Below are 26,295 nucleotides of genomic sequence, written 5' to 3'. Positions count from 1 at the left end.
CGAGTAGGGAGGGGAGGAGCGCGTTGGTATTGGTTACAACCACTAAAGTATAATTATCCCAGTGACTACATTGAATACGTAGCAGACGACTACGTGCGTCGGACGGCAATCACTCGTCTTGAGGTAACGGACGAGCAACGCGACCTCCTCGAAGAGACTATCTCCGAGTGGAAGCGCGGTTGCCAAATCGCCACCGACATGGCGTGGGGGAAGTGTAACGCCAAGAGCGACGTACAACCCCTCGCCTACGACGACGTGCGCGAGGAAACCGACCTCGGGAGTCAGCACGCGATCCTTGCCACCCACCAAGCCGCACAAGCCATCACCGGCTGTCTCGAACGAGACCGCTTGAAAAACGGGGGGTCAACGGCTGCGACTCCACGACACCGGCCGATCGCCTACGACACCCGCACGTTCCGGCCGGCCGATTCGCCGAACGACTCCGCACCGGTGACCGGATCGCGCTCGTAGACGACCTCGCCGCGGATCGTCGTCAGCTCCGGAAAGACGCCCAAAAGCCCCTCGAAGGGCGTCCACCCGGCCGCGCCGTGGAGCGCACCGGCCTCGATCTCGCGGGGGTTCGTGAGGTCGACTACCACGAGGTCGGCGTCGGCGCCCGGCTCGATCCGTCCTTTCCCCTCGATCCCGAAGATCGACGCCGGGTTGGCGGCGACCGCGTCGCGGACGCGCTCCAAGGAGAGGTTCCCCTTCCGGACCGACTCCAAGAGGAGCGGATAGAGGGTCTCCACGCCCGGCACGCCGCTCGGCGCGTCGACGAGTCCCTGCCGCTTCTCGGCGACCGTGTGGGGCGCGTGGTCGGTGGCAACGACGTCGACCTCACCGTCGCGGAGCCGCTCGAAGACGGCGGCGCGGCGCTCCTCGGAGCGGAGCGGGGGGTTCATGCGCCCGAAGGTGCCGAGCCGCCCCGCGTCCTCGCGCGACAGGAAGAGGTGGTGCGGCGTCACCTCGCAGGTGGGCGGCGCGTCCCCGGTCGCGTCCGCCCGAGCCTCGCTCACCGCGTCGATCCCCTCGGGCGTCGACGTGTGCGCGATGTGCACCTGCGCGTCGCTCGCGGCGCCGGCGTCGAGGGCGCGCTCGACCGCGGCGGCCTCGGCCTCCGCGGTCCGGTAGGCCGACCACGCGTCGGCGTTCGCGGCGGTGCCGACCCCGCCGAGGTCCCCTCTGAGCGCGCCATCGTCGAACAGGGTCTCGTCCTCGGCGTGGACCGTGACGGGGACGTCGCGGGCGGCGGCCTCGGCGAGCGCCTCCTCGAACAGGTCCACGGCGATCCCCATGTCGCCGGTCGAGTCCGCGAGGAACACCTCGCCGAGTGCGAACAGAGGGCGCTCGAAGAGGCTCTCGGGGTCCCAGTCGCCCGTGACGCCGCCGTTGATCCCGTAGTCGACGAGCGACGGCGCGGCGAGGGCGGCCTTCTCGTCGAAGGCGTCGCCGTCGACGGTCGGCGGCGAGGTGTTCGGCTGGTCGACGACGGTCGTGACCCCGCCCGCGGCCGCGGCCCGCGAGCCCGAGGTCCACGTCTCCTTGTGGCTCGCGCCCGGTTCGCGGAAGTGGACGTGCACGTCGACGGCGCCGGGGAGGAGGTGGCGCCCCCGCGCGTCGACGACGCGCTCGCCGGCGTCGGCGTCGAGCCCCGCGTTCGTCGGTTCGACCGCGTCGACGGTCCCGCCGCGGACTCGAACGTCTCGGACCCGCCCGTCGGCCAGCTCCGCACCCGTGATGAGCATGGGTACGCGCTCGCGGCGTGCCGCTTAAACCGTGTGGTTCGGACGGCGCCGACCGGTCCGGGGCGAGCGCCAGCGCCACCACAAGACGTTTGCCGGTCCCGGCGCGTCGGTCGGCCATGGTCTCGGTCCCCGTCGTCCTCTCGTCGTCTCCCTCGTCCCCCGCGGTCCCGGCGTTCGTCGGTACGATCGCGGCGTGGCTCTGGACGGTCGTCCTGTTCGCGCTCCCCGGCGTCGTCGCCGCGGTCCTCTGGACCCCCTTCCTGATCGCGTCGCGGTTCCGGGCGCTGTTCCGCGCGCTCCCGCCCGCGGGCCGGCTCGTCCCCTCGTACGTCGGCGTCTCGCTGGCGCTCTCGGTCCCCTACCTCGCCGGCGTCCTGCTCACGGTCGGGCTCGTCGACTCGGCGGGGCCCGGGTGGAGCGAGGGGTTCCTCGACACCGCGCTGTTCGGCGGGATCCTCGTCGGGGTCGCCGCCCCGGCGGTCGCCGCGCTCGGGCTGCCGCGGCTCGGCGTCGACTGGGACCCGACCGGGTACGACGCCTCGACGTGGCTCCTCCTCGTGGCTGCGGGGCTGTGGTACGCGGTGGTCGCCGCAGTGCCGCTGGTCGCGCTCGCGATCGGGATGGCGCTGCCGGGCGGATACTGACGGCGGGGTGACGCCCCTTCGAAGCCGTCCCGAGAATCTGAGCCCTCGTCCCGCATCGTAACTTTTTGTAGATCCGCGGGGAGTCTCTCCGACATGCTCCCCGCACCCCTCCGGCTGTTCTTCGTCGTCGTCCCCCTCCTCGTTGCCGCGGGCGCGCTGGCGATGGCGGCGTTCCCGCGTCGGATGACGAGCTGGCAGACCCGATCGTCAGACGGATCGACCCGGACGATCGAGCCGAGCGAGACGCGGATCCTCATGATGCGCGTAACGGGCGTCGTCGTCGCCGGCCTCGCGCTGCTCACGCTGTTCGCGAGCTCCGCGATCCTCCCCTGAGATTACGTCCCCCGTGCCAACCGATGCCGACGCTCCGATACGGTTTTGGGTCGCCCCGCGGAATCCCCGATAAATGCTGTCTCGACAGTTCGTCCGGGAGAACCCCGAGGTCGTCCGCGAGGCGCTCGCCAACAAGGGCGTCGACGTGGACCTCGACCGGATACTCGACGTCGACGAGGAGTGGCGGGAGCTGAAACAGCGCGGCGACGACCTGCGTCACGAGCGCAACGAGGTCTCCTCGAAAATCGGCGACCTCAAACAGGCCGGCGACGAGGAGGCGGCCCAAGAGGCGATCGAGCGCTCACAGGAACTCAAGTCGGAGCTACAGGAGATCGAGGAGCGCGCCGACGAGCTGGAGGCCGAGCTGGAGGAGTCGCTGCTCGAACTCCCCCAGATCCCGCAGGAGTCGGTGCCGGTCGGCGCCGACGAGTCGGAGAACGTCGAGCGGCGCCGCGAGGGGTTCGACGCTCTCCGGGAGCTCCCGGAGAGCGTCGAGCCGCACTACGACCTCGGCGAGGAGCTGGAGATCCTCGACTTCGAGCGCGGCGCGAAGGTCGCCGGCGGCGGCTTCTACGTCGCGAAGGGCGACGGCGCCCGGCTGGAGCACGCGCTGATCCAGTTCATGCTCGACGTGCACCGCGAGCAGGGGTACGAGGACGTGTTCCCGCCGATCCCAGTCAACTCCGCGTCGATGCGCGGCACCGGCCAGCTCCCGAAGTTCACCGAGGACGCCTACCGCGTCGAGGGGACCAACGAGGACGACTACGACGACGACGACCTCTGGCTGCTCCCGACCGCGGAGGTGCCCGTCACGAACCTCCACCGCGACGAGATCCTCTTGGGTGAGGACCTCCCGCTCAAGTACCAGGCGTACACGCCGAACTTCCGGCAGGAGGCGGGCGAGCACGGCACCGAGACGCGCGGGATCGTCCGCGTCCACCAGTTCAACAAGGTTGAGATGGTGAACTTCGTCCGGCCCGAGGAGAGCGACGAGCGCTTCGAGGGGCTCGTCGACGAGGCCGAGGAGGTGCTCCGTCGCCTCGAACTCCCCTACCGCATCCTCGAGATGTGTACCGGCGACCTCGGGTTCACGCAGGCGAAGAAGTACGACATCGAGGTGTGGGCGCCCGCAGACGACATGGACGAGGGCCCAGAGCGGGGCGGCCGCTGGCTGGAGGTCTCCTCCGTCTCGAACTTCGAGGACTTCCAGGCGCGTCGCGCCGGGATCCGCTACCGCGAGGAGCACCACGAGTCCGCGGAGTTCCTCCACACCCTGAACGGCTCGGGGCTCGCGGTCCCGCGGATCGTCGTCGCGATCTTAGAGTACTACCAGAACGACGACGGCACCGTCACCGTCCCCGAGGCGCTGCGCCCGTACATGGGCGGGACAGAAGTGATCGAGGGCCACGACGCGGTCGGCGAGACGAAGCTGGGCGGGGAGTAGGCGTCGAGCGTCGCTACTGGTTCTCTAAGGCGTCGAGGATGCACGCGGCGGCGATCACCGCCTCTTTCGGCACGCCGCTCGCGTCGTCGATGGTGACCGTGTAGGCGTCGCGCAGCGAGAACTGCCCCTCGATGTCGCCGACGTGACCGCCGTCGGCGTCGAATATCTCGTACTTGTTCGGGACGAGGTTCGCCGCGCCGACGAGGTGGCGGAGCGCCGAGAGGAGCTTGTTCTTCGATCGAATGGTCGCCAGCGCCTCCCCCGTGTCGGGGTCGCGGATCGTCCAGTTTTCGGTGAACAGCGAGTAGTCCTCGTCGAGGACGACGACCTCCTCGCCGGTGCCCGCGTCGGTGATTGCGTAGTTGCCCGCGACGTCCATGATTCCGCCAGCCTTCACCGTGAACGCGTCACCGTCGTCGCCGGTGACGAACGGGAACTCCTCTTTCAGCTTGAACATCTTCTGTTTCCCGCGCAAGACGACGTCGCCGGCGCTGTCGCGGACGGTGTACTTGTTCCGGACCATCGACTGTGTCACCTCGTAGCGGTCGTCGTCGAGGTCGACCGTGGAGATGTCGTACGCGCTCGACCCGGACGGGAAGGCGGAGGGATCGTCCATGGGTGCCGAAGCGCGTCACCGCCGGAAAAATCCTTCCGTTCTCCCGACGACGCCCGCGTCCGGACGCGGTAGTCCAAAGCGATCATCGTGGAGACGAAGCTGAGTGGGAGCGGAGGCGGTGTCGATCGCTTCCGGTTCCGCTCTACCGGCACCACCACGGTTTTTCAGCTCGGCGTCGACTCCCGCGTCACATTGGCTCCGGCTCTCGCCGCTGCTGTTGGTGGTGACGTCGGAGGACCCCGACTTTGTTTGCGACCGTCGCCGCCAACTCCCGGAACGCCGCTGCGGTGTCGCCCTCGTCACCGAACACGATCGGTTCACCGTCGTCGGCTCCCGCGCGGACGGCCGGATCCAGCGGCAGCGATCCGAGGTACGGGACGTCGACCGCATCGGCGAGCGTCCGGCCGCCGTCCTCGCCGAAGATGTCGTGCGTGTCTCCACAACTGGGGCAGACGAACCCGCTCATGTTCTCGACGACGCCCAACACGTTCGTCTGGTACTCCCCGAACATCTGCACGCCTCGGCGGGTGTCTCCCACGGCGACGGATTGGGGGGTCGTGACGACGACCGTCCCCGTGACGGGGAGGTTCTGAAGCACCGTCAACTGGACGTCGCCGGTACCCGGCGGGAGATCCACGACGAGGTAGTCCAGCGATCCCCACGACACGTCGTCGAAGAGGTCCGTGAGCGTGTTCTGCGCCACCGGACCGCGCCAGACGACAGGGTCGTCGTCGTCGATCAGCAGTCCGACGCTCATCAGTTCGAGCCCGTGGGCGGTCGGCGGTTCGATCCGGTCTTCGCCGTCGACCGTCGTCACGTCGGGGTCGGCGTCGGCGCCGAGCATCTGGGGAACGTTCGGGCCGTACACGTCGGCGTCGAACAGCCCGACGTTCGCTCCGCGGTCGGCGAGGCCGGCGGCGAGGTTGACGGCGACGGTGCTTTTCCCGACGCCGCCTTTCCCGGAGGCGACGGCGATCACGTTTTTCACGCCGGGCAGGACCGACGACTCGGCCGAGTCGAACAGCGGCACGTTCGCCGAGAGTTCGACGTCGATCCCGGCGTCGGCGGCGACCTCGCGGACGCGGTCCGCGATGGCGGCCTCGTCCGGCGCGTGCGGCGCGCCGAGTGCGAGCTCGACGGCGGCGGTCCCGCCGTCGACCGTGACGTCGGTGACGAGGCCGGCGCTGACGATGTCTGTATCGAGCGCCGGGTCGTCGACGGCGCGGAGGCGATCACGGAGGTCTGCGTCTGAGATGTCTGTTGTTGTCATCGGTGAAGTGGTTACGTGGAGGTGATTTCGGACGACCGCCGGTCGGCGTCGACGACTTCCTGTGCGTCCCATGCGGTGAACGTCCGAGCGAGACGAGCGATCGCGGCGAAGACGCCTTCGACGGTGTCGCGGCTCGCGACGGCGTCTTCGAACCGGTCGATCCACCCCAACTGGGAGAGCGTCCGGGCTTGGAGGTCGCGGACCGCGTCGAGGTTCGCCTCGCGTCCGCCGCCGTCGAGGAGCGCCGCCTCCCGCTCGCAGAGCGCGCGCATGAACTCGAAACAGGCGGCGACGTGGTCGGGGATGTCGTCGCCCCGTTCGGGCGAGAACCCGGCGGCGGCGTACAGCTGCGCCATGTCGGCGGCCGGATCGCCGAGGAGTTCGCCGGCTTCCCCGGCGGTGTGATACCGGGAGTCGGACTCGAACGCCTCGCTCGGATCGACCGCGTGGGCGGACGCGAACGGCGGTACGTAGTGGCTTCCCGGTACGACGAACAGGTTGTCGTACCCGATCTTCAGCGAGTCGGCGTCGTGATCGTCACCGCGCAGGTCGGCCGTCTCGATGTCGATCGGGAACACGTCGGCGACGGCCGCGAAGGCCTCCCGATCGAGCGCGGCAGCGATCGTCTCGGCCTCGCCGTCGAAGGTCGCGGCCAGCAGTCCGTACAGCCGTGCGCGGGCCGTCGCCATCGCCGCCTCGTCGCGGGCGGCGCCTGCGTCTGTGTCCGCGTCTGGGTCTGTGTGTCCGGACATGCGTCTCACCGCCGCTCCACGTCGACGAAGGCGTCGTACTGCGCGTTGCTCCCGCCGACCAGATCCGAGAGGCCGGTGTCGCCGAGTTCCTCGTCTAACGGTTGGATGTGGTTGATCGCGAAGCCGGCGTCGCGCCCCTTCGCGTATCCGGCCTCCTCGGTCATCGGCTCGTCGAACTGGTAGTCGCTGTGGCCGTCCGCCTCGACCGCCGGCCGCGTTTCGCCGTCGATCGTGTCGGCCGTCGCGCCGTCGCCCGTCCGACCCCAGCCCCACATCGCACCGACGACGCCGGGTCGGATCCCGCTCGTGACCATCGCGACCGCGTCGGCGGTCCCGCGACCCGCGTCGATGACGATCTCGTCGCCGTTCTCGATGCCCCGCTCCTCGGCGTCCCGCGGGTTGATCCAGACGGGGTTTTCCGGGCGTGTCTCGCGGAGCCACGGGCTGTTCTGGGTGCGGTGCATCCCCTGCGTCCGCGGCTTCCAGTTGATCAGCCGGAGCGGGCGCTCCGGGTCGTCGTCGCCGCTCACCGCGGCCTGGACGGTCCCGTCGTAGTGCTCGACGTCGTCGATCCGCGGGAGCGGGTCGAACCGCTCGCCGGTGTAGGAGTGTTTCCCCTTCGGGACGACCTCGCTGTAGAAGTCGACGCGCGACTCGAGCTTGTACCGCATGTGCTCGCCGTCGTAGGCGTTCGACTCCTCGCCGCGCTCGGCGTAGTCGTACCCGTGACCGTGCTCGGCGAACGCCTCGTCGTAGCCCTCGGTCGGCTCCTCGAAGCGGCCGCCCCGGTTCAACACCGTGACGACCTTCGGCCACTCCTCGTCGGTGACGGCAGCCCGCCAGCGGTCGAGGTCGAACTGCTCGCCGAGGCCGTTCTCGTGGCTCTCGCGGAACGCCCGCCGCTCGTCCTCGCTCGCGTCCGCGACCGGGTCGCGGGCGTACGCGATGTTGGCCGCGAGCTTCAGGTAGAAGTCCTCGGCCTGTTCGAGGGGCCATAAGTCGCCGTCCGCGTCGGGGATAGCCTCCTCACCGACGCCGGGCAGGTCAAGCTCCGACCACAGCTCGATGAGCACGTCTTCGAACGGACGCGCGTTGGGGACGACCGAGACCGCCGGCTGGCTGACCTTCTCGTCGGCCAGCCGCTTGTTCGGGTACGTCCCGAAGTTCTCCCACCGTTCGAGGTACGTCGGCTCGGGCAGGATGTAGTCGGCGTACTGGCTCGTCTCGCCGATGACCGTGTCCGAGGCGACGATCAGCGGGATCGCGTCGGTGTCTTCGAGGATCGCCGGGATCTCGTCGCCGCCGGCGACCGCCATCACGTGGTTGTTCGAGTACGGCCGGATGAACAGCGCCTCGACGCCGTACGGGTACTCGTCGGCGGCGCTGCCGTAGAGCTCTTGGGTCGCCTGCGGCGGCGCGACGGGGAACCACGGCCGCTTCGCCGGGTAGCCGTCGTCGCGCTCGAACAACGATGTGTCCTCGTAGTTGACGCCGCCGCGGAGCAGGGGGATCCCCCACGGGGAGTATCCGTCCGGGACCGAGCCGAGTTCGTACCGGCCGGACATAGTGTCGTAGCCCGCGTAGGGCGTGATCTGGCCGCCTTTCCAGTCGTAGTTCCCGATGAGGTGCTGGAGGGTGGCTATCGCTCGCGTGTTGTAGAAGCCGTTGGTGTGCTTCGCCGGGCCGCGGTAGGCCATGATCGCCGCCCGCTTGCCGTGGCTGGTGAACTCGTCGGCGATCTCGGCGATCTGGTCGGCCGGCACGCCGGCCATCTCGGCGTACTCCTCGACGGTGTGTTCGAAGACGCGCTCGCGGTACTGGCTCCAGACGCTGCGAACCGCCGTCCCGTCGATCGTCACGTCGACGTCGAGAACGGCCGTCTCGACCTCGCTCGCGGGTCGCGGCTCGCCCGTCGCCGCGTCGACGGCGACGAAGTCGTCGGCGGCCTCGTCGCCCTCCGGAACGAGCCCGAGGTCGCCGGCGCGCGCCTTCGGTCCCGCCGGCTCGTCGACGAGGACGAGGTGCGTCGCGTCGCTCCACGTGGGTTCGTCGTCGTCGCTCGCGGCCGACCGCGAGGGGTTCTGGAGATACGCCAGGTCGTGGCGGTCGTTCTCGATGATCCACCGCGCCATCCCGAGCGCGAGCGCCCCGTCCGCGCCGGGTTCGACGGGGACCCACGTGTCGGCCTTCTCCGCGGTCTTCGACAGCCGCGGGTCGACGACGTCCATCCGCATCCCGTCCTCGATGGCGTTCGTCAGCTTCGGCGCGAGCCACGTCGGCCCCTTGTTGGCGACCATGGGATTGGTCCCCCACGCGAGGAGGTACTCGCAGTTCTCGATGTCCGGATACTGTCGCTTCTTCTGGGCGGCGTGCGAGCGCACGTTGCCCATCACGCTCGAGACGCCGCAGGTCCCGGCGTGGTGGATGCTGTTTATCGACCCCAGTCCCTGATGCCAGAGTCGGTTCCGAATGAAGTTGCGGCGGAACCCGCCGACGTCGACGATCTGGTTGGACTTCGGGCCGAGGTCGGGGTGGTCGGTGTCGATGAGGTCGTCGGCGTACTTCTCGTCGAACGCGGACTTGGAGAGCTCGCCGTTCTGGACCGCCTCCCAGTCGCTCATCACCGCCTCCTGCGGGGCGTATCCCCAGATGTCTTCGAGTCCGGGGTGGCCGAGCTCGTCGTCGCCCTCGACGATGTCCCGAATCGCCTGGTCCCACGAGACGGTCTTCCACTCGCCCGAGCCGCGCGGGCCGACGCGCTTCATCGGCTGTCGGACGCGGTAGCTGTCGAAGGCCGTCTGAATGCCCGCCTGTCCTTTTAAACAGATCCGGCCGCCGGAGAGCGACCAGCGGTCGGTGTCGACGTCGCCGCTCCCCTCGACGTCGCCCATCGCCACGTCCTCCGGGTCGCTCTCGTAAGGCACCTGCGAGAACGGCTGCGTGTTGAGGAACGAGTACGGGTTCCCGGCGAGCTTCCGGACGAGCGAGCTGTACTCGCCGGTGCCGCTCCCGTCCGCGAGCTGCACCTTGATCGGACAGAACGTGTTACACTGTCCGCAGGTGGTGTGTATCACGTCGCTCGCGCCGTACTCGCCGTAGTCGTCTCCGACGTAGTGGTGTTGGTCGTCCGTCCACAGGTCGTCGACGTCCACGTCGACCGCGGCGTTGCTCGCCGCCGCGATGACTCCGATACTCCCGGCCGCCTTGACGAAGTCGCGGCGCGAAACGCCCGCGCCGTCCTCGCCCGAATCGTCGGTACTCATTCGTGGTCACCTCCGGAAAGCGGGGTCAACGGAAGCGTCTCCGCACCCAGCGTGTACAACAGCAGGCCGACACCGATCATGCCGATACTCGTCCCCCACTCGACGAGCGTCGGGAAGTACGACCCGTGGGGGAGCCCCTCCATCACCGGCATGACCTGCGCCGGGACGACGATGTTGAACCGCACCGCGACGATCCCGACGACGACGCTCAGTCCGGCGAGCACCATCGCCGACGGCGTGCGTCGCCACGACTTCTTGCTCAGCAGGACCATCGGGAACACCCAGCTGAAGCCGACCATGAACCACCAGAACGACCACGACATCGGACCGTACATGATCACCTGCCAGGTCTCGATCTCGTGGGGGTGGAGGCTGGCGATCGCGATGAACGTCTCGATGGCGGTCAGGGCGGCGTCGACGATGATGAAGCCGATCAGCAGCTGTGCGAGCCGGTCGAGCAGATCCGGATCGACCGAGTCGCCGTCGAACAGTCGGGTCCGAAGCACGTAGATCATCATCACGAGCGCGGTCCCGCTGAGCAGCGCCGAGATGACGAAGATCACCGGGAACAGTCCGCTGTTCCAGTACGGGCGGGCCTTCGAGACGGCGAACAGCACGCCGGTGCCGCCGTGAACCATGAAGATCGCCAGCGGGATTCCGACGACGCCGGCTCGCTTGAGCCAGCGCCGGTCGAACGCTTGGGACTCCTCGCTCGTGTCCAGTCGACCGAGCGCGAGCGCCGCGTAGAACGTCTCTCGGAGCCCCGAGGTCCGCTCGGCGACTCGCGCGAGGTCGATCCGCATCGAGAAGTACAGCTCCGTGACCAGGATTCCGATATAGGCCACGTACGCGTGGACCTCCCACGAGAGCGCGGACGTCAGCTGGCGCCAGATGAACGGGAAGTACATCCGGTCCATCCGCCCGAGGTCGATCCAGACGAACAGCAGCGCCACCGCCATGCTGATGACGGCCGCGAACAGCGCGTCGCGGTCGATCCTGTGCATCCCCTCGACCTCGAAGACGTTGGCCATCGTGCTCACGAGGAACGCGCCGGCGGAGAGGCCGACGAAGTAGATGTAGAAGGCGACCCACGCGCCCCACGGGACGATGCTCGTGAGGTTGGTACTCGCCATCCCCCCCGTGAGCCGCAGGTATGTCGCGTACGCGCCGACGGCGACGAGGACGCCGACGACCGCGTACCAGGCTATTCGCAGCCGGTCGTCTTCGAACCCCGGATCGAACTCGAAGCGTGAACTCTGTGTCGACATCGGTCTATTTGAGGTAGTAGACGTTGGGGTCGGTCCCCTCGTCCTCTTTCAGTTGGAACGCGCGCGACGAGTCGGCCATCCGTGCGACGTCGCTGTCGGGGTTCTCGAGATCGCCCATGTTGCGGGCGTCGCCGACGCACGTCTCGACGCACGCCGGCTCTTCGCCGCGCTCTAACCGGTGCGTACAGAAACTGCACTTGCGGATGTTGCCGATCGGCGACTTCCCCTCTTCGCGTGGACCGCGGTCGACGCCGTACTCCGGACTCGTGATTTCGCCCGCCTCGTCGACCTCGTCGTCGTAGTTCTCGCCGAAGTCGAAGTACCGCGCGCCGTACGGACAGGCGATGTTGCAGTACCGGCAGCCGATACACCGGTCGTAGTCGATGTTGACCACGCCGTCGTCCATCTTGTACGTCGCAGAGACGGGACACACCTGCACACAGGGCGGGTTGTCGCACTGCATGCACGGTCGCGGCACGTTCGTCCGCGTGACGTTCGGGAACTCGCCGTGTTCCTCCTCCATCACGACGTTGTACGAGACGCCCGGCGGCGTCCGGTTCTCTGACTTGCACGCGACCGTACACGAGTCGCAGCCGACGCATTTCTGGAGGTCGATCACCATCCCCCACTTCTCGTCGCCCGCGCCGATCCCTCCGTCCGACTCGCCTCCGCCCTCGCCGTCGATCTGCGCCGACTCCGCCGACACGGTGTCCATCGATCCGACGGCACAACTCAGCGACTCGGCCGTCTCCGTCGAGACGGTCTGGTCGCCGGCGTCGACTGCCGGATTCGGCGTCTCGCGGTACGCCTCGCCGAACTCCGCGGCGGCGGCCTCGTCGTACTTCTCCCAGTACTCGTCGCCCGAGAGTTCACCGCGGGCGACGCGCTGCGCGTCTTCGGCCATCGAAACGCCGAGGTCCGTGTCCGCCTCGACGTCCGCGAGCTCCTCTCGCGGGTCGGGTCGCTCGTTCTCCACCATCGCGTCGAGGTCTGCCTTCCCGACGTTCGGGATGCCGGGGAGGGTGTCTCCGTCGTCAGCGGTGCTCATCGCCACCACCCGTCGCTGGTCGTCTCGCCGACGTGCGGCCGGCTCCGTACCGACCGGTTGGTCCTGGAGGTCATACACGTGGATGTACGCGGAGTCCGGTGGAAAGGGTGATACCAATACAGTTTGACCCGGGGGCTCCCCGGGGAGACACCCCATATTGCGCGTACCAATACTGTTTGGATCGGGGGATAACTCCCCCGGATCGGTCCGTTCCGCACTGCGCGCCAGCGACCGCCGACATTATCAACGAGAACGGACTCCTCTCGGCTATGAACGGGTCGCGCCGAGACGGACAAACGGTCGGCGGGCCACCGACGCCGGTCCGCCTGGGGAGGAGAGTGGTCGTATGAACTGGATCATCGCCCTCTCGATCGGGCTGCGGCTGCTCGGCGTCGGCTACTCGATCCTGCTGCTTGTGAGCACTCGCGATCGGCGGTTCGGCTTCCTGACGCTGCTTCTGACCTTCATGACGCTTCGGCAGCTGCTCACCGTGCGGACGGCGACCACCGGGATCGAGGAGCTTCCCGGGCTCCTCGTGAGCGCGCTCACCCTGTTGACGGTGTATTACCTCTCCGAGTACGTCGACGAGGAGGACGCCGTCAAAACGCAATTGCAGACGGCGAACGAGCGGCTCCGTGGCTATCGGAAAGCCATCGAACACGCCGGGCACGCGATCTTCCTCACCGACCCTGACGGCACCATCGAGTACGCGAACCCGGCCGTCGAGACGGTCACGGGATACGAGCCGGACGAGGTGGTCGGAGAGAATCCGCGACTCTGGCAGTCGGGGAAACACGACGAGGAGTTCTACGAGGAGCTCTGGGAACGGATAGCGTCCGGGTCTGTCTGGGAGGGAGAGCTGACGAACCGCCGGAAGTCGGGAGAGCTCTGCTGGATCGACGCGACGATCGCGCCGATTACCGAAGACGGGGACGTGGAACGCTACGTGGCGATCGAGCGCGACGTCACCGAACGGAAGGAGCGCGAGCTGCGCATCGAAGATCAGAACGAGCGACTGGCCCTCCTGAACAACACGAACGAGGTACTCCGCGACGTCAATCGGGAGCTCGTCGCCGCGTCGACGCGAGAGGAGATCGAGTCGGAGGTGTGCGAGCAGTTCGCTTCCTCCGACCTCTTCGACGTGGCTTGGACCGGTGGACGCGGGCTCGTCGACGGCACGGTCAGCCCGCGCTCGTGTGCGGGGACCGACATCGACTCGCTCGACGGCCATATCGAGACGTTGTGTGCGACCGATCCGACGCCGATCGAAGCGGCGCTCGACGACTCTCGTCCGGTGTTCACCGAGATCGACGACGACCTCGCCGAGACGCCCGGCGAGGCGCACTGCGTCGTGGTGCCGCTCGCGTACCGCGGCGCGGAGTACGGCGTTCTCGTCGTAATGACCCGTAACGCCGACGCATTCGACCTGATCGAGCGCGATATCTTCGCCGAACTGGGTCGCACCGTCGCGGACGCGATCAGCGCCGTCGAGAGCAAGCAGACGCTCGCCGCGGACAGCGTCACCGAACTGGAGTTCCAGCTGACGGGGATCGACGAGCCGTTGGCGAATATGGCGGCGCGACTCGACTGCACGGTCGCCGTCGAGCACGTCGGCGGCGGCGACAGCGATCGCGTCCAGTACGTCACCGTCGCGGACGCCGAGCCGGAAGCCGTCTCCGAGTACGCCGCCGAGGCCGACCACGTCGACGCGGCACAGCACGTCTACACCCACGAGGCACGTTCCCTGTTCCGGTTCTCGATCGACGAGCGGTCGATCGTCGCGACGCTGGCGCAGTACGGGGCGGGCATCGAATCCCTCTCGGTCACCGGTACGAGTGGGACGCTGGTCGCACACGTCGCCAGCTCGAACGACATCCGGACCGTCGTCGACGCCCTTCAGACGGCGTACGACGGACTGACGCTCGTCGCGCAGCGCGAGCGCGAGCGAGACGTACAGACCGAGGCCGGGTTCCGGAAGCAGCTGTCGGGAGCGTTAACGGACCGACAGCGCGAAGCGGCGCGTACCGCGCACTTCGCCGGGTTCTTCGAGTGGCCCCGCGAACACACCGGCGAGGAGGTGGCGTCGATGATGGACATCTCGCAAACGACGTTCACACAGCACCTCCGTGCGGCCGAGAACAAGCTGTTCTCCGCGCTGTTCGACGACACCGTGACGGTGTCGTGAACGGTTCGCGGGAGGGGTTTCACTCGGCTACGGCGTCAATCGGCCGACGGAGAGCCACTCCACGGCGGCGTCGCGGACCGCGTCGTGTCCGTCGGCGTCGTCGCGCCCGTCACCGCCCACCGCCGTCAGCGCGAACACCATCTCCTTGCGGACGCCGCCCGCGAGCCGCACGTCGAGCGACAGCTCGCGCGGCGAGAACCGATGGTCGGCCTCGACGACACGCACGAGGTGTTCGGAGTGCGGCAGGTCCTCGACCGTCTCCACGTCGAGGTAGGTCCGGAAGTCCGCGCCGAACTTGAACCCGGTCTTCGGGACGGCGTCGGCGTCGCGGAGGCGCTTATAAGCGGCGAGCCGACGGTCGAAGCGCTCGCCCTCCACGTCGCGGCCGCGGGCGACGACCGCGGCGGCGGGGGCGTCCGTCTCCGCGGCCCCGTCGCTGGAGGAGCCGGTTGCCTCGCCCGCCGCGTCCACCGACGCCGACAGCGACAGCACGCCGTCGGCCGCGAGCGACGCCGCCTCGACGAGGGAGAGCTGGACCGCGCCCTCGACCGCGGCGGCGCGGCCGGTGAGCGGCTGGCCGTAGAAGCCGCGCTCGTAGAGCCCCTCGGGGGCGTCCCAGACGACGACGCGGTCGGCGAGGAGGACGCCCGTCAGCCGGTCGGGGGGCTCGTAGTCGGTCGCGCCCGCGATCTCCCTGCTCGTCGCCGCGAAGTACGTGATGTCGGACTCCTCGTCGACGACCGCGAGAGTGCGCCCGGCGAGCCCGGCCGCCGGCAGCGACTCGCGCTCGCCGACGACCTGTACGGGATACTTCACGTTCCCCGTGTCCGGCGTCGAGCCGCGCTCGTAGGCGACGAAGTCGACCGCGTCGGGCGCGTCGACGTCGCCGCCGGGCCACGGATCGCGAGCGGGCGAGAGGTAGAAGCCGCGGTCGCGCAGGTCGGCGTAGACGAGGTAGCGCACGGCGAACCGATCGGCCGCGGCCGCGCTCTCGACGAAGAAGCGCTCGAAGCCGACCTCGCCGGTGCCGTCGTCCTCACCGATCGTGACTCCCGAGAGGTCGCCGCGGAACAGCAGGTGGGCGGCCTCGACCCGCGAGAGCGCGATCTCGTCGCCGCCGAGCGGGCGACCGTAGCCGCCGGAGTCGTGGAACCGCTGGCGGGCGTCGCCGGCGACGCGGACCGCGTCGCCGCGCAGGTGCCCTGTCGGTTGCATACCGAACGACGGGTTCGGGCGGGGTAAGGGGGTTGCGGTCGGCGGCGGGCAAGGATAAAGGGTCAGTGGCGGGAACGGAGCGTATGAACGACACCGCCGGCCTCCGGCTTACGGTGCGTGCCGCCGAGAAGCGGGACGCGGGCCGGGGCATCGCCCGCCTCCCCGAACCCTCCCGGAAGCGACTCGGCCTCCTCAGCGGCGACACCGTCGAGATCCGCGGCGAGCGCACCGCGGTCGCGAAGGTGTGGCCCGGCGGCGCGGACGCCCGAGAGGGGTCCGTCCTCATCGACGCCGACACCCGCGCGAACGCCGGCGTGAAGGTCGGCGACACCGTCACTGTCGCCGCCGTCGACGTCGAGGACGCAGACCGCGTCGTGCTCGGCGCGCCCGCGGAGCTCGCCGACGTCGACGTGAGCCGCGAGGTGGTCGAGCGCGCGCTCGCCCGCGACCTCCGCGACCGCCCCGTCACCGAGGGGGAAGCCGTCCACGTCGAGCGGCTCGGCGGGATCCGGTTCGTCGTCGCCGAGACCGACCCGACGGGCACGGTGCGCGTCACGAACCGGACCGACGTGTCGGTGAGATACGGGGACGGGACCGGGTCGCGCTCCGACACGAGCGCCGGGCGGGATCGTCGATCGACCTCCGAATCTCCGACGAGGAGTGACCCCTCGACCGACCGGTCCACTGGAACCGACACCTCCGGAACGGACGCCCGACCCGCCGGCGGCGCCGCCGAACCCCCGGCGGAGCACACCGCGGGCGCGACCTACGAGGACATCGGTGGGCTCGACGAGGAGCTGGAGTTAGTCCGCGAGACGATCGAGCTCCCGCTCTCGGAGCCCGGCGTGTTCACCCGGCTCGGGATCGACCCGCCGAAGGGCGTCCTGCTCCACGGGCCGCCGGGCACCGGGAAGACGCTGATCGCCCGCGCCGTCGCCAACGAGGTCGACGCGACGTTCATCACCGTCGACGGCCCGGAGATCATGTCCAAGTACAAGGGCGAGTCGGAGGAGCGCCTGCGGGACGTGTTCGACCGCGCGAGCGAGGAGGCGCCCGCGATCGTCTTCTTCGACGAGATCGACTCGATCGCGGGAAAGAGGGACGACGGCGGCGACGTGGAGAACCGCGTCGTCGGGCAGCTGCTCTCGCTGATGGACGGGCTCGACGCCCGCGGCGACGTGATCGTCATCGGCGCGACCAACCGCGTCGACACCCTCGATCCCGCGCTCCGGCGGGGCGGCCGGTTCGACCGCGAGATCGAGATCGGCGTCCCCGGCGAGGCCGGCCGCCGGCAGATCCTCGACGTGCACACGCGCCGGATGCCCCTCGCCGACGACGTTGACCTCGACCGGATCGCGGCCCGAACCCACGGGTTCGTCGGCGCCGACATCGAGGGGCTCACGCAGGAGGCGGCGATGACCGCGCTGCGGCGCGCCCGCGAGTCGGACGCCGAAGCGCTCGACGACGTGACCGTCGGGAAGGCCGACTTCGAGGCGGCCCACGCGAGCGTCGAGCCGAGCGCGATGCGCGAGTACGTCGCCGAGCAGCCGACCACCGACTTCTCGGACGTGGGCGGGCTGACAGGGGCCAAGGAGAAGCTGGAGCGCGCGGTGACGTGGCCGCTGACGTACGGCCCGCTCTTCGAGGCCGCCGACGCCGACCCGCCGACGGGGGTCCTGCTCCACGGACCGCCCGGCACCGGGAAGACCCTCCTCGCGCGGGCGATCGCGGGCGAGAGCGGCGTGAACTTCATCCAAGTCGCGGGGCCGGAGCTGCTCGACCGGTACGTCGGGGAGTCCGAGAAGGCGGTCCGGGAGCTGTTCGACCGCGCCCGGCAGGCGGCGCCCGCGATCGTCTTCTTCGACGAGATCGACGCGATCGCGGCCGACCGCGACGGCGCGGGCGGCGACGGCTCCGGCGTCGGCGAGCGCGTCGTCTCGCAGCTCCTGACCGAGCTGGACCGCGCCGGCGACAACCCGAACCTCGTCGTGCTCGCGGCGACGAACCGCCGGAAGGCGCTCGACCCGGCGCTCCTCCGCCCCGGACGATTGGAGACCCACGTCGAGGTCCCCGAGCCCGACCGGGAGGCGCGTCGGAAGATCCTCGACGTCCACACCCGCTCGAAACCCCTCGTCGAGGGCGTCGACCTGGAGCACCTCGCCGACGAGACCGAGGGGTACTCCGGCGCGGAGATCGCGTCGCTGTGCCGGGAGGCCGCCCTGATCGCCATCGAGCGGGTCGCCGACGAGCACGGCGAGGCGGCCAACGACCACGCCGACGAGATCGGAATCACCGCCGACGACTTCGCCGCGGCGCTGGAGAGCGTCCGCCCGGCGACGCCGTAGGAGGACCGAATGCCGGGAGACGGCGGCGATTCCCCGAATTCGGATCCCCCTACCCTCCGCGGCCTGCTGGGTGCAGTCCTCGCCGCGGTCCGGTCCCGGCCGGCGGCGGAGCTGGCGCTCGTCTCCCTGCCGCTGCCGGCGCTGCTCGTCGGAGTGAGCCTGCTCCCCGGCGTCGAGGAGTGGCGGTTCTCGCTGGCGGCCGAGGGCGTCTTCGAGAGCCGCTGGGCGCTGTGGACCGCGTTCGCGTCGAGCTTCGTCCACGCGGACCCGGCGCACCTCGCCGACAACGTCGTCAACTACTGGCTGCTCGTCGCGGTCGCGTACCCCCTCTCGGTCGTCGCCGGCTGGCGCCGGCGACTCCTCGGGTCGGTCGCGGTCTCCCTCGCGGTCGTCCCGCTCGTCTCCGCGTGGGCGACCGTCGTCGCGCTCGGCGGGGTGACCGACGCCCCCACGGCCGGCTTCTCGGACGTGAACAGCGCGCTCCTCGGCTACCTCGTCGCCGTCTGGTTCGCCGCGCTCGCGGCGGAGAGCGACCGCTCGGAGGGCTGCCGCCGGATCCGAAGCGAGGGCCCCGCCGGCGTCGACCCGCGCTGGTCGGTCGTCGCCGTCTTCGCGTCGCTCGCGGTCGCGTACCTCGCGCCGAGCGGCGCCGGCTACTTCCCGCCGCTGCCGGCCGTGGGGTCGCTGTTCGCGGTCGGAGCGGTCCTCGCCGCGGCCGGGCTGTACGCCGCGGTCGGCCGCCCGCGGGTGGCGGGGCTCGATCTGCCCCCGGAGCGCGAACTGCTGTACGTCACCGGCGCGAGCGTCGCGGCCGCCGGCGTGATCGGGTCGCTGGTGCTCGTTCCGTTCGGCAGCAACGTCTTCGCGCACCTCGCCGGCTACGTCGTCGGGTTCGCGGTCCCGTTCGTCGGGGTGCTCGCGGACGTCGAGGCGGGTCGCGGCGGCGATCGAAAGTGAGAGGCGGCGGCGATCCCGATCAGTCGTCGCGGCCGTGTCCGCCGTCGTGGGCGTGGCTGTGCCCGTCTCCGTGACCGTTCCCCTCTGCGGCCGCGACCCCGTCCTCGGCGCCGAACTCGTCGACCGGCGTCACGCTGTAGTCGACCGTGAGGGTGTCCTTCGTCGCGCGGATCTTCCCGACGAACGCCGAGATGTCCTCCAAGCGTCCCTCGAGCACGAACAGCTCCATGCAGTACCGCGAGCCGACGTGGCTGTGGAAGTTGGAGGCGACGAGCCCCTCGTGCTCGTGGCGGAGCCGCATCATCCGCTCCTCGACGCTCGTGGTCTCGTAGTCGAAGAGCACGGTCACCACCGCCATCAGGTCGCGGTCCTCCAGCTTCGCGTCCTCGAACTCGCCGAGGAGGTTCCGGGAGGCCTCCCGGACGACTTCGCTGCGCCCGGTGTAGCCGTGTTCGTCGGCGAACCCGTCGATCCGCTCCAACAGCTCCTCCGGCATCGAGACGCTGACGACTGTCATGTATTAATCGAACGCGCCGATCTTGTTAATCCTTGAGGTCGGGGCCGCCGACCTCGGCGTCGTCGCTCGACGGGTCCTCCGAGGGCCCGACCCCGACCCGCTCCGAGAGCCAGTCGTAGTGATCGAAGAGCGCGTCCTCGCCGGCGTCGGTGAGCGCGTACACGTCGGCGAGCCCCTCGGTCCGCCGGTCGAGGTGCCCCGACTCCACGAGGGATCTCAGCGTGGCGTAAAACGAACGGGGGTCGATCCGCTCGTCGTAGTGCGATTCGAGCCGACTCTTCAGCGACTGCGCCCGCAGCTCGCCGGCCTCGTACAGCAGCGCGCACAGGTCGCGGCGGCGGCCGCTGTGGAGCCACTTCGTCATACGCCCGGTTTCGCCCGGCGCCTCACGACCGTTTCGGTCGCGAGCGAGGGGGGCCGCGATCGGAAACCCGGATCCGGGGTCGCGGTCGATCGCGGTCCCCTCACGCCGACGCGAGCAGCTCGTCGAGCCGGCTGACGCGTCGGTCGCCGAGCACGCACCGCCCGCGGTCCTCGTGGCCGACGCGCTCGACGTGGACCGCGTCGAGGCCCGCGTTCCACGCGGCGCCCACGTCGCTCTCGCCGTCGCCGGCGTAGTAGCCGCGGTCGGTTCCGGGGTCGACGCCGAGGTCCGTCATCGCCAGCTCGATGGGGTCGGGGTCGGGCTTCCAGCCCGTCTCGTCTGTACAGCAGACGACCGCGTCGAACCGGTCGCCGATGTCGAGCCGGTCGAGGACGGGCTCGGCGAGGAACCGCTGGCAGTGCGTGACCAGCCCGGTCGGCCCGCCGGCCTCGTCGACGCTGTCGAGCAGCCGGGCGGCGTCGTCGTGGAGGTACGTCGCCTCCGCGCGAGCGAGGGGGTCCTCCTCGGCGTGGAACGCCGGCCAGAACGCGTCGGGGTCGACCCCGAGTTCGCGGAGGGTGCCGCCGCGGGCGCCGCCGAGCCCGTGCCAGAGGACGTACGCCTCCCGGTCCGAGAAGGGGCGGCCGAGCCGGTCACCAACGCGGTCGAAGACGTTCCGGGTGTACGACCACTCGGCGTCGACGAGCGTCCCGTCGAGGTCGAACAGGTGGAAGTCGTAGTCGGCGACGGCCATGGGGGCGCCCGTAGGCGGGCGGGCGATAAGTGCGTTGTGGGGTCTCGGGGGTCGGCACCGTTGCGCGCGGACCGCCGCGTCCCGCGCCGAACTCACTCCCGCACGTGGACCGACGACCCCAGGTACTTGTGGAGGGCCTCGTCGACCGAGTCGGCGTTGAACCGGTCGAGGTCCGCGGCGATCGCCGACTGCAGCGCGTCGAGGTACTCGCGGTCGGTCCGGAGCTCGCGGAAGTCGGCGGCGACGACCTCGGCGCCGAGGCGGTCGCTCGCGAGCTCCCGGAACGAGGGGTCGTCGCCGATCTCGCCGCGCCAGAGGCGGTCGCGGAAGAACAGCCACCCCTCGGCGTCGGGCTCGCTCGCGGGGATCTCCAGCGTCGTCTCGAACCGGTCGGGGTCGACCGTCGCCTCGTCCGGATCGAGCCGGAACGCGACGGCGAAGACGTAGGCGGCGTCCATCGGCCGCGATCTGCGCGGCCTGAGGGTAAAAGTACATATCCCTCGGTCGAGTCAGTTGGCACATATGTTGGACCGCCTCCGCGACCTCACCGAGCGCGCGTACCGCCGGCACCTCCGCCGGGAGATCGAGGACGTACCGGCGCACGTCGCGATCATTCAGGACGGAAACCGGCGGTACGCCCGCGAGCGCGGCGACGACGCGCCCGACGGCCACCGCGCCGGCGCCGCCACCACCGAGCGCGTGCTCGACTGGTGCGCGGACTTAGGCGTCGCGGAGCTGACGCTGTACGCCTTCTCGACCGAGAACTTCGATCGCCCGGACGAGGAGTTAGAGCCGCTGTTCGATCTCTTGGAGGACAAGCTCCGGGACTTCGCCGACGCCGACCGCGTCCACGAGCAGGGGGTCCGCGTCCGCGCGATCGGGGACGTCGAGCGCCTCCCCGAGCGCGTGCGCGACGCGGTGACCTACGCGGAGCGCCGCACCGCGGACAACGACCGGTTCACGCTGAACGTCGCGCTGGCGTACGGCGGCCGGACGGAGCTGCTCGACGCGGCGTCGGCGATCGCGCGCGACGTCGACGCCGGCGACCTCGCCCCCGACGACGTCGACGTCGAGACCGTCGAGGACCGGCTGTACGACCGACCGGTCCGCGACGTCGACCTCATCGTCCGGACCGGCGGCGACGAGCGCACCTCGAACTTCCTGCCGTGGCACGCGAACGGAAACGAGGCGGCCGTCTACTTCTGTGCCCCGTACTGGCCGGAGTTCTCGCAGGCGGAGTTCCTCCGGGCCATCCGCACGTACCAGTCGCGCGAGGAGTCGTGGCGGCGGGCCCGCGCGGAGCGCGCGGTCGCGCTCGTCCGGGCGGTCGCCGAGGTCGAGATCGCGGAGGCGCACGCGGTCGCGCGGCGGCTCCGCGACCGGCTCCCGATCGACGCCGACGCGCTCACCACCGCGCTTCCGGGCGACGACGCCGACGCGGACGAGAGCGGGCCCTCACAGGAATCATCCGCGGGGAGCGACCTCCAGCCCTCGTCCGCCGACCGCGACGCGGAGCCGGAGTCGGCGGACTGAGGGTTCGAAATCGAAGGGGAGAGAAAAGCGAAGTTCCGCGCTACGCCGGGTTCTTCCGCGTCAGGTCGCTCCCGCAGATCGGGCACCGCTCCTTGTTCTCCTCGAAGGTGCGGTTACAGCCGACGCACTGGAACCGCCACTCTCGCTCTTCGGTGATTCCGTCGCGCGCGATGGCTTCCACGGCGATGTCGAGCCGCTCGGCGACGTTCTGCATGGCGTAATCGTCGGTGACGAGCGTCGCGCTGAGTTCGAGCGCGGTCGCGATCAGCCGGGTGTCGGTGTCGGACAGCTCCGCGGCGTCGCCGGAGCCGCGCGCGGCGCGCCGGACGTTGTCGAGGACCTCCGGGGCCGGGACGTGGATCGTCATGCCGGAGCCCTCCATCGCGTCGAACCGGAGCGCCCCCTCACCGGTGAGCTCCTCGTGGACTTCGGGCACCGAGACCGCGTCGTCGTCAGTGGTGTACTCGTGGATGAACGCCGAGGTGTCGAGGACTTCCATCAGCGGGCGACGACGATGTAGTCTTTCACCGCCTGCACGTTCGCAACCGGCACTTTCAGACGGCCCATCTCGTCGACGTCGAAGCCCGAGCGCTCCGTGCTGAGGTGCTCGTGGGGGCTCACCAGCAGGTCGGAGAGCTCGCCCGACTTGAGGTCCATCGTGATGTTGTACAGGTCCCCGAGCTCCGTTCCGTCCGCGCTCATCACCGCCTTCCCGGAGAGGTTCTCCGCGAGGATGTCGACCATGTTCGCACCGTCCGGGGCAACGGTCTTAAACTCCACGGGCCGTCGGACGGGTGACAGACGAGTCTGAGCGTGACGAGGCCGGTCAGCGCGGCGAGACGTCACGGTCTCGGGCGCCTCTGTCCCCCCGAAACGGACGCCCGCGAGACGCACGCATTTTGAAAGGCTTAACTGACGCCCGGGCGGAACGGTAGACAACCGACCTTTTCGGGGCGATCACTGATGACCGACCACACAAACGCGGACACCCTTCGGACGCCGATCGTCGCCGTGCTGGGCCACGTCGATCACGGCAAGACCAGCCTGCTCGACACGATCCGCGGCTCCGCCGTCAGCGAGGGCGAAGCCGGCGCGATCACCCAACACATCGGGGCGACCGACATCCCGCTCGACACCATCTCCGGGATGGCGGGCGAGCTCATCGACCCGACCGACTTCGACCTGCCCGGGCTCCTCTTCATCGACACGCCGGGCCACCACTCCTTCTCGACGCTGCGCGCCCGCGGCGGCGCGCTCGCCGACATCGCGGTGCTCGTCGTCGACGTGAACGACGGCTTCCAGCCGCAGACGGAGGAGGCGATCGACATCCTCAGACGCACCGGTACCCCCTTCGTCGTCGCCGCCAACAAGGTGGACACGACGCCGGGATGGAACCCGCAGGACGGCCAGCCGATCCAGAAGAGCCTGGAGGCGCAGTCGGAGCGCGCCGAGTCGATGCTCAACGAGAACCTCTACGAGATCATCGGCCAGCTCTCCGACGCCGGCTTCTCCGCGGACCTCTACTGGCGCGTGCAGGACTTCCAGAAGAACATCGGCGTCGCCCCCCTCTCGGCGATCACGGGCGAGGGCGTTCCCGACCTGCTCACCGTCCTGATGGGCCTCTCCCAGCGGTTCATGAAAGAGGAGATGGCGATCGACGTGCAGGGTCCGGGCGAGGGGACGGTGCTGGAGGTCAAAGACGAGCGCGGCTTCGGCGCCACCATCGACACGGTCGTGTACGACGGCGTGGTCCGCAACGGCGACCAGATCGTCGTCGGCGGGCAGGAGGAGCCGATCGTCACCGAGATCCGGGCGCTGCTCCAGCCGCGACCGCTCGAGGAGATCCGGACGGAGAAGAAGTTCGAGAAGGTGGGCGAGGTCGGCGCCGCCGCCGGCGTGAAGATCGCCGCGCCCGACCTCGATCGCGCGATGGCGGGCGCGCCGGTGCGGGTCGTCCGCGACCGCCCGGTCGAGGAGGTCGTCGAGGAGGTGAAAGCCGAGCTCGCGGAGATCGAGGTGGACACCGCCGAGGACGGCGTCGTCGTCAAGGCCGACACGCTCGGCTCCTTAGAGGCGATGGCGAACGCGCTCCGCGAGGCCGAGGTCCCGATCCTGCGCGCGGAGGTCGGCGACATCGCGCCGCGCGACATCGCCGTGGCAGAGACCGCGAACCAGGACGAGCACAAGTCGATCCTCGGGTTCAACGTCGATCTCCTCGCGAACGCCGAGACGGAACTGGAGAACGCGGACATCAAGCTGTTCACGAACGACGTGATCTACCAGCTGATCGAAGACTACGAGACGTACGTCGAGGAGAAGCAGCGCGCCCAGCAGGAGACGGTGCTGGACAAGGTCGTCCGCCCCGCGCGCTTCCGCATCCTCCCCGACCACACCTTCCGCCAGAACGACCCCGCGGTCGTCGGCGTCGAGGTCATCTCCGGCACGGTCCAGAACAACCGCAACGTCGGGTACTTCGAGGGCAACGAGTTCCAGCGCGCCGGCCAGCTCTCCGGGATTCAAAAGCAGGGCGACGACGTCGACGAGGCGCGCGCCGGCGAGCGCGTGAGCATCGCCATCGACGGCCCCACCGTCGGCCGCGACATCGAGGAGGGCGACACCCTCTGGACGGAGGTCCCCGAGAAGCACGCGAAGATCCTCGAACAGGAGCTGAAAGAGGAGATCACGGCCGACGAGCGCGAGGCGCTGTCGGCGTACTTAGAGACCAAGCGGAAGCGGGACCCCTTCTGGGGGAAGTGAGCCGAAGCGCCGGCAACCGATGCCGGCGGCATCGGTGACTCCGCCACGGGCTGGTGACTACCGTCGTTCTCGGGCGAAAAAGCGCCGCAGTCTACCTCGATCTCAGTCGTCGTCGGCGTGCTCGTCGAGCGTCTGCTTGATCTGCTCGAGTCGCAGGTAGGTGGCGAGCGCGAGGATGGTGCTCGGCCACAGCCCGACGAACTGCCCGCGTTGCTTGTCCCCGCGCACGTAGTAGAAGTACAGCGCGAGGCCGACGGAGCCGAGGGACGCCAGTGCTGCGGGTCCGAGGCTGCCCGTGTCGATCCCGGCCACGGTATCGTTCGTTACCGCTTTGGATGATTCAGTCACGAGTCATAATTTCTCTCCGCTGTTAAGTTAGTTCGCCCTACATAAACCAAATCGCCCCATTCGGCTACTCGCGTCCCGGCGTCGTCGACCCCCTGACGACCCGCGTCGCGGTCGCTTTCCACCGGATCGCCACCTCGTCGCCCGCGTCGAGGGCCAAGCGCGCCGCGCTCTCGGCCGTGATCAGCACCCGGAACTCCACCCCGTCCACCGCCACCCGAACCGTCGACACCGTCTCGCCCGCCTCGACGCCGGCGACCATACCGCGCAGCCGGTTCCGGGCGCTCGTCGCGTCCGGGTCCACCTCCGCGGTGTCCTTATAAATCGTCACCGCGTCGGCGCCGATCCGGACCTGCACCGCGTCGCCGACGGCCACCCCCTCGCGGCCGTCGCCGGCGTCGCCGTGCTCATCCACCCCGCCGCGGAGCCCGCGCACCGTGCCGACCGCGGTGTCGACGTCGGCCAGCTCGCCGTCGACGCTCGCGACCGTCCCGTCGAGCACCGTCTCCGGGACGCTCGCGGTCGCGGCCAGCACGGCCTGCAGGCGGTCGTACCGGTCGAGGAGGTCGCGGCCGCCCGCCGAGAGCCGACTCCCGCCGCCGCCGGAGCCGCCGCGCCGACGCTCGACGAGGGTGCCGAACGCCTCCTCTAACGCCTCGATCCTCGCGAGCGCGCGGGCGCGGGACCGACCCAGCTCCGCGGCCGCGCCCGCGACCGACCCCGCCTCGTGGACCGCCCGGAGGAGCGCGGCGTCGCGGCCGTCGAACTCGACGCCGTCCTCGATGAGCGCGGCCCGGCCACGGCCCGCGGCGCCGCCCGACTCGACGCTTTCGCCGCCGTTTCCGTCGCGTTCCGACGACTCGTCCATACCCGCGTGTCGACCCCGGAGGTGTTGGCGTTTTCCCTCCGGTCGCCGCCCGACGGCAATCGGTTCCGGTCT

The 26,295-nt window shown here is 69.8% G+C and carries 24 protein-coding genes and 1 pseudogene; 9 read left to right on the top strand and 16 right to left on the bottom strand.

Features of this window, described 5'->3' with window-relative positions; translation table 11 throughout:
* Window positions 1-93: 93 nt before the first annotated feature.
* A pseudogene (locus tag EDM04_RS18730) lies at window positions 94-465 on the top strand (RNA-guided endonuclease TnpB family protein); the annotation flags it as partial.
* Here the strand turns inward: EDM04_RS18730 and EDM04_RS00930 are convergent.
* Entirely contained in the window at window positions 399-1,745 is a 1,347-nt protein-coding gene (locus EDM04_RS00930; RefSeq protein ID WP_123619307.1) for a dihydroorotase, read from the bottom strand. The pseudogene EDM04_RS18730 and the gene EDM04_RS00930 overlap by 67 nt on opposite strands.
* Window positions 1,746-1,861: 116 nt before the next feature.
* Here EDM04_RS00930 and EDM04_RS00925 point away from each other — a divergent pair, with 116 nt between their 5' ends.
* The 3 genes from EDM04_RS00925 (at window position 1,862) to serS (ending at window position 4,166) form a co-directional block, all read left to right on the top strand.
* Window positions 1,862-2,389: a hypothetical protein gene (locus EDM04_RS00925; RefSeq protein WP_123619306.1), complete on the top strand. Its 528-nt coding sequence runs from the start codon at window positions 1,862-1,864 to the stop codon at window positions 2,387-2,389.
* A 93-nt stretch (window positions 2,390-2,482) separates the two neighbouring features.
* Window positions 2,483-2,722 (top strand): hypothetical protein, encoded by a 240-nt coding sequence (locus EDM04_RS00920; protein ID WP_123619305.1) that lies wholly within the window; start codon window positions 2,483-2,485, stop codon window positions 2,720-2,722.
* A 73-nt stretch (window positions 2,723-2,795) separates the two neighbouring features.
* Complete coding sequence (gene serS / locus EDM04_RS00915; protein WP_123619304.1) at window positions 2,796-4,166, top strand: serine--tRNA ligase; 1,371 nt, start codon at window positions 2,796-2,798, stop codon at window positions 4,164-4,166.
* A 13-nt stretch (window positions 4,167-4,179) separates the two neighbouring features.
* On the opposite strand, the gene EDM04_RS00910 is transcribed toward serS, so the two are convergent.
* From EDM04_RS00910 to EDM04_RS00885, 6 genes are all read right to left on the bottom strand, one after another.
* Complete coding sequence (locus tag EDM04_RS00910; protein WP_123619303.1) at window positions 4,180-4,782, bottom strand: hypothetical protein; 603 nt, start codon at window positions 4,780-4,782, stop codon at window positions 4,180-4,182.
* Between the two features lie 187 nt (window positions 4,783-4,969).
* Window positions 4,970-6,052 carry an Mrp/NBP35 family ATP-binding protein gene (locus tag EDM04_RS00905; RefSeq protein ID WP_186313353.1) on the bottom strand — a complete coding sequence of 361 codons (1,083 nt, stop codon included), beginning with the start codon at window positions 6,050-6,052 and terminating at the stop codon, window positions 4,970-4,972.
* A gap of 11 nt (window positions 6,053-6,063) precedes the next feature.
* A complete protein-coding gene (locus EDM04_RS00900; protein WP_123619700.1) occupies window positions 6,064-6,741 on the bottom strand; it encodes a molecular chaperone TorD family protein in 678 nt (225 codons plus the stop codon).
* Window positions 6,742-6,809: 68 nt separating this feature from the next.
* Complete coding sequence (locus tag EDM04_RS00895) at window positions 6,810-10,067, bottom strand: molybdopterin-dependent oxidoreductase (RefSeq protein ID WP_123619302.1); 3,258 nt, start codon at window positions 10,065-10,067, stop codon at window positions 6,810-6,812.
* Window positions 10,064-11,335: an NrfD/PsrC family molybdoenzyme membrane anchor subunit gene (nrfD, locus tag EDM04_RS00890; protein WP_123619301.1), complete on the bottom strand. Its 1,272-nt coding sequence runs from the start codon at window positions 11,333-11,335 to the stop codon at window positions 10,064-10,066. Before nrfD ends, EDM04_RS00895 begins: the two co-directional genes overlap by 4 nt.
* Before the next feature lie 4 nt (window positions 11,336-11,339).
* On the bottom strand, window positions 11,340-12,383 hold the full coding sequence (locus tag EDM04_RS00885) for a 4Fe-4S dicluster domain-containing protein (protein ID WP_186313354.1): 1,044 nt from the start codon (window positions 12,381-12,383) through the stop codon (window positions 11,340-11,342).
* 346 nt (window positions 12,384-12,729) lie between these two features.
* Between EDM04_RS00885 and EDM04_RS00880 the strand changes: the two genes are divergently transcribed.
* A complete protein-coding gene (locus tag EDM04_RS00880; RefSeq protein WP_123619300.1) occupies window positions 12,730-14,568 on the top strand; it encodes a bacterio-opsin activator domain-containing protein in 1,839 nt (612 codons plus the stop codon).
* 27 nt (window positions 14,569-14,595) lie between these two features.
* Here EDM04_RS00880 and endA read toward each other — a convergent pair whose 3' ends face one another.
* Window positions 14,596-15,783 carry a tRNA-intron lyase gene (gene endA / locus EDM04_RS00875; protein ID WP_123619299.1) on the bottom strand — a complete coding sequence of 396 codons (1,188 nt, stop codon included), beginning with the start codon at window positions 15,781-15,783 and terminating at the stop codon, window positions 14,596-14,598.
* A gap of 83 nt (window positions 15,784-15,866) precedes the next feature.
* Here endA and EDM04_RS00870 point away from each other — a divergent pair, with 83 nt between their 5' ends.
* Together EDM04_RS00870 and EDM04_RS00865 are read left to right on the top strand one after the other, a co-directional pair.
* Window positions 15,867-18,128, top strand: coding sequence for an AAA family ATPase (locus tag EDM04_RS00870; RefSeq protein WP_123619298.1), 2,262 nt, complete (start codon window positions 15,867-15,869; stop codon window positions 18,126-18,128).
* 9 nt (window positions 18,129-18,137) lie between these two features.
* On the top strand, window positions 18,138-19,085 hold the full coding sequence (locus tag EDM04_RS00865) for a rhomboid family intramembrane serine protease (RefSeq protein ID WP_123619297.1): 948 nt from the start codon (window positions 18,138-18,140) through the stop codon (window positions 19,083-19,085).
* Between the two features lie 19 nt (window positions 19,086-19,104).
* Here the strand turns inward: EDM04_RS00865 and EDM04_RS00860 are convergent, their stop codons facing one another.
* The 4 genes from EDM04_RS00860 to lwrS all read right to left on the bottom strand — a co-directional run bounded on the left by EDM04_RS00860 (window position 19,105) and on the right by lwrS (window position 21,178).
* Window positions 19,105-19,602, bottom strand: a complete 498-nt coding sequence (locus EDM04_RS00860; RefSeq protein WP_123619296.1) for a CopG family ribbon-helix-helix protein — start codon at window positions 19,600-19,602, stop codon at window positions 19,105-19,107.
* Between the two features lie 25 nt (window positions 19,603-19,627).
* Window positions 19,628-19,966: a PadR family transcriptional regulator gene (locus EDM04_RS00855; RefSeq protein WP_123619295.1), complete on the bottom strand. Its 339-nt coding sequence runs from the start codon at window positions 19,964-19,966 to the stop codon at window positions 19,628-19,630.
* Window positions 19,967-20,066: 100 nt separating this feature from the next.
* Entirely contained in the window at window positions 20,067-20,720 is a 654-nt protein-coding gene (locus EDM04_RS00850; RefSeq protein ID WP_123619294.1) for an HAD family hydrolase, read from the bottom strand.
* Between the two features lie 92 nt (window positions 20,721-20,812).
* The gene (lwrS, locus tag EDM04_RS00845; protein ID WP_123619293.1) at window positions 20,813-21,178 is read right to left on the bottom strand and encodes an LWR-salt protein; all 366 of its coding nucleotides are present in this window, start codon (window positions 21,176-21,178) and stop codon (window positions 20,813-20,815) included.
* Window positions 21,179-21,242: 64 nt separating this feature from the next.
* Here lwrS and uppS point away from each other — a divergent pair, with 64 nt between their 5' ends.
* Window positions 21,243-22,253, top strand: coding sequence for a polyprenyl diphosphate synthase (gene uppS / locus EDM04_RS00840; protein WP_123619292.1), 1,011 nt, complete (start codon window positions 21,243-21,245; stop codon window positions 22,251-22,253).
* A gap of 40 nt (window positions 22,254-22,293) precedes the next feature.
* Here the strand turns inward: uppS and EDM04_RS00835 are convergent, their stop codons facing one another.
* Complete coding sequence (locus EDM04_RS00835) at window positions 22,294-22,752, bottom strand: NOB1 family endonuclease (RefSeq protein ID WP_123619291.1); 459 nt, start codon at window positions 22,750-22,752, stop codon at window positions 22,294-22,296.
* Window positions 22,752-22,997, bottom strand: a complete 246-nt coding sequence (locus EDM04_RS00830; protein ID WP_123619290.1) for a PRC-barrel domain-containing protein — start codon at window positions 22,995-22,997, stop codon at window positions 22,752-22,754. The genes EDM04_RS00835 and EDM04_RS00830 overlap by 1 nt, the downstream gene beginning before the upstream one ends.
* Window positions 22,998-23,216: 219 nt before the next feature.
* On the opposite strand from EDM04_RS00830, the gene infB reads away from it, so the two are divergent.
* Entirely contained in the window at window positions 23,217-25,010 is a 1,794-nt protein-coding gene (infB, locus tag EDM04_RS00825; protein WP_123619289.1) for a translation initiation factor IF-2, read from the top strand.
* 102 nt (window positions 25,011-25,112) lie between these two features.
* Here the strand turns inward: infB and EDM04_RS00820 are convergent, their stop codons facing one another.
* On the bottom strand, window positions 25,113-25,358 hold the full coding sequence (locus tag EDM04_RS00820; protein WP_123619288.1) for a hypothetical protein: 246 nt from the start codon (window positions 25,356-25,358) through the stop codon (window positions 25,113-25,115).
* Window positions 25,359-25,422: 64 nt separating this feature from the next.
* Window positions 25,423-26,223: a TOBE domain-containing protein gene (locus tag EDM04_RS00815; protein ID WP_123619287.1), complete on the bottom strand. Its 801-nt coding sequence runs from the start codon at window positions 26,221-26,223 to the stop codon at window positions 25,423-25,425.
* Window positions 26,224-26,295: the final 72 nt, after the last annotated feature.

Source organism: Halorubrum sp. CSM-61, assembly GCF_003781945.1.
Classification (GTDB): Archaea; Halobacteriota; Halobacteria; order Halobacteriales; family Haloferacaceae; genus Halorubrum.
This window is presented reverse-complemented; position numbering and strand designations above follow the sequence as displayed.

Bases quoted from the DNA above. Each gene is read 5' to 3' on its own strand.
- EDM04_RS00925 (WP_123619306.1), top strand. From the start codon at position 1,862: ATGGTCTCGGTCCCCGTCGTCCTCTCGTCGTCTCCCTCGTCCCCCGCG.
- EDM04_RS00835 (WP_123619291.1), bottom strand. From the start codon at position 22,752: ATGGAAGTCCTCGACACCTCGGCGTTCATCCACGAGTACACCACTGAC.
- EDM04_RS00870 (WP_123619298.1), top strand. From the start codon at position 15,867: ATGAACGACACCGCCGGCCTCCGGCTTACGGTGCGTGCCGCCGAGAAG.
- EDM04_RS00895 (WP_123619302.1), bottom strand. From the start codon at position 10,067: ATGAGTACCGACGATTCGGGCGAGGACGGCGCGGGCGTTTCGCGCCGC.
- EDM04_RS00830 (WP_123619290.1), bottom strand. From the start codon at position 22,997: ATGGTCGACATCCTCGCGGAGAACCTCTCCGGGAAGGCGGTGATGAGC.
- EDM04_RS00815 (WP_123619287.1), bottom strand. From the start codon at position 26,223: ATGGACGAGTCGTCGGAACGCGACGGAAACGGCGGCGAAAGCGTCGAG.
- lwrS (WP_123619293.1), bottom strand. From the start codon at position 21,178: ATGGACGCCGCCTACGTCTTCGCCGTCGCGTTCCGGCTCGATCCGGAC.
- EDM04_RS00905 (WP_186313353.1), bottom strand. From the start codon at position 6,052: ATGACAACAACAGACATCTCAGACGCAGACCTCCGTGATCGCCTCCGC.
- EDM04_RS00860 (WP_123619296.1), bottom strand. From the start codon at position 19,602: ATGACAGTCGTCAGCGTCTCGATGCCGGAGGAGCTGTTGGAGCGGATC.
- EDM04_RS00900 (WP_123619700.1), bottom strand. From the start codon at position 6,741: ATGGCGACGGCCCGCGCACGGCTGTACGGACTGCTGGCCGCGACCTTC.
- EDM04_RS00880 (WP_123619300.1), top strand. From the start codon at position 12,730: ATGAACTGGATCATCGCCCTCTCGATCGGGCTGCGGCTGCTCGGCGTC.
- EDM04_RS00850 (WP_123619294.1), bottom strand. From the start codon at position 20,720: ATGGCCGTCGCCGACTACGACTTCCACCTGTTCGACCTCGACGGGACG.
- EDM04_RS00910 (WP_123619303.1), bottom strand. From the start codon at position 4,782: ATGGACGATCCCTCCGCCTTCCCGTCCGGGTCGAGCGCGTACGACATC.
- EDM04_RS00885 (WP_186313354.1), bottom strand. From the start codon at position 12,383: ATGAGCACCGCTGACGACGGAGACACCCTCCCCGGCATCCCGAACGTC.
- EDM04_RS00930 (WP_123619307.1), bottom strand. From the start codon at position 1,745: ATGCTCATCACGGGTGCGGAGCTGGCCGACGGGCGGGTCCGAGACGTT.
- uppS (WP_123619292.1), top strand. From the start codon at position 21,243: ATGTTGGACCGCCTCCGCGACCTCACCGAGCGCGCGTACCGCCGGCAC.
- serS (WP_123619304.1), top strand. From the start codon at position 2,796: ATGCTGTCTCGACAGTTCGTCCGGGAGAACCCCGAGGTCGTCCGCGAG.
- endA (WP_123619299.1), bottom strand. From the start codon at position 15,783: ATGCAACCGACAGGGCACCTGCGCGGCGACGCGGTCCGCGTCGCCGGC.
- EDM04_RS00920 (WP_123619305.1), top strand. From the start codon at position 2,483: ATGCTCCCCGCACCCCTCCGGCTGTTCTTCGTCGTCGTCCCCCTCCTC.
- EDM04_RS00855 (WP_123619295.1), bottom strand. From the start codon at position 19,966: ATGACGAAGTGGCTCCACAGCGGCCGCCGCCGCGACCTGTGCGCGCTG.
- nrfD (WP_123619301.1), bottom strand. From the start codon at position 11,335: ATGTCGACACAGAGTTCACGCTTCGAGTTCGATCCGGGGTTCGAAGAC.
- EDM04_RS00865 (WP_123619297.1), top strand. From the start codon at position 18,138: ATGCCGGGAGACGGCGGCGATTCCCCGAATTCGGATCCCCCTACCCTC.
- infB (WP_123619289.1), top strand. From the start codon at position 23,217: ATGACCGACCACACAAACGCGGACACCCTTCGGACGCCGATCGTCGCC.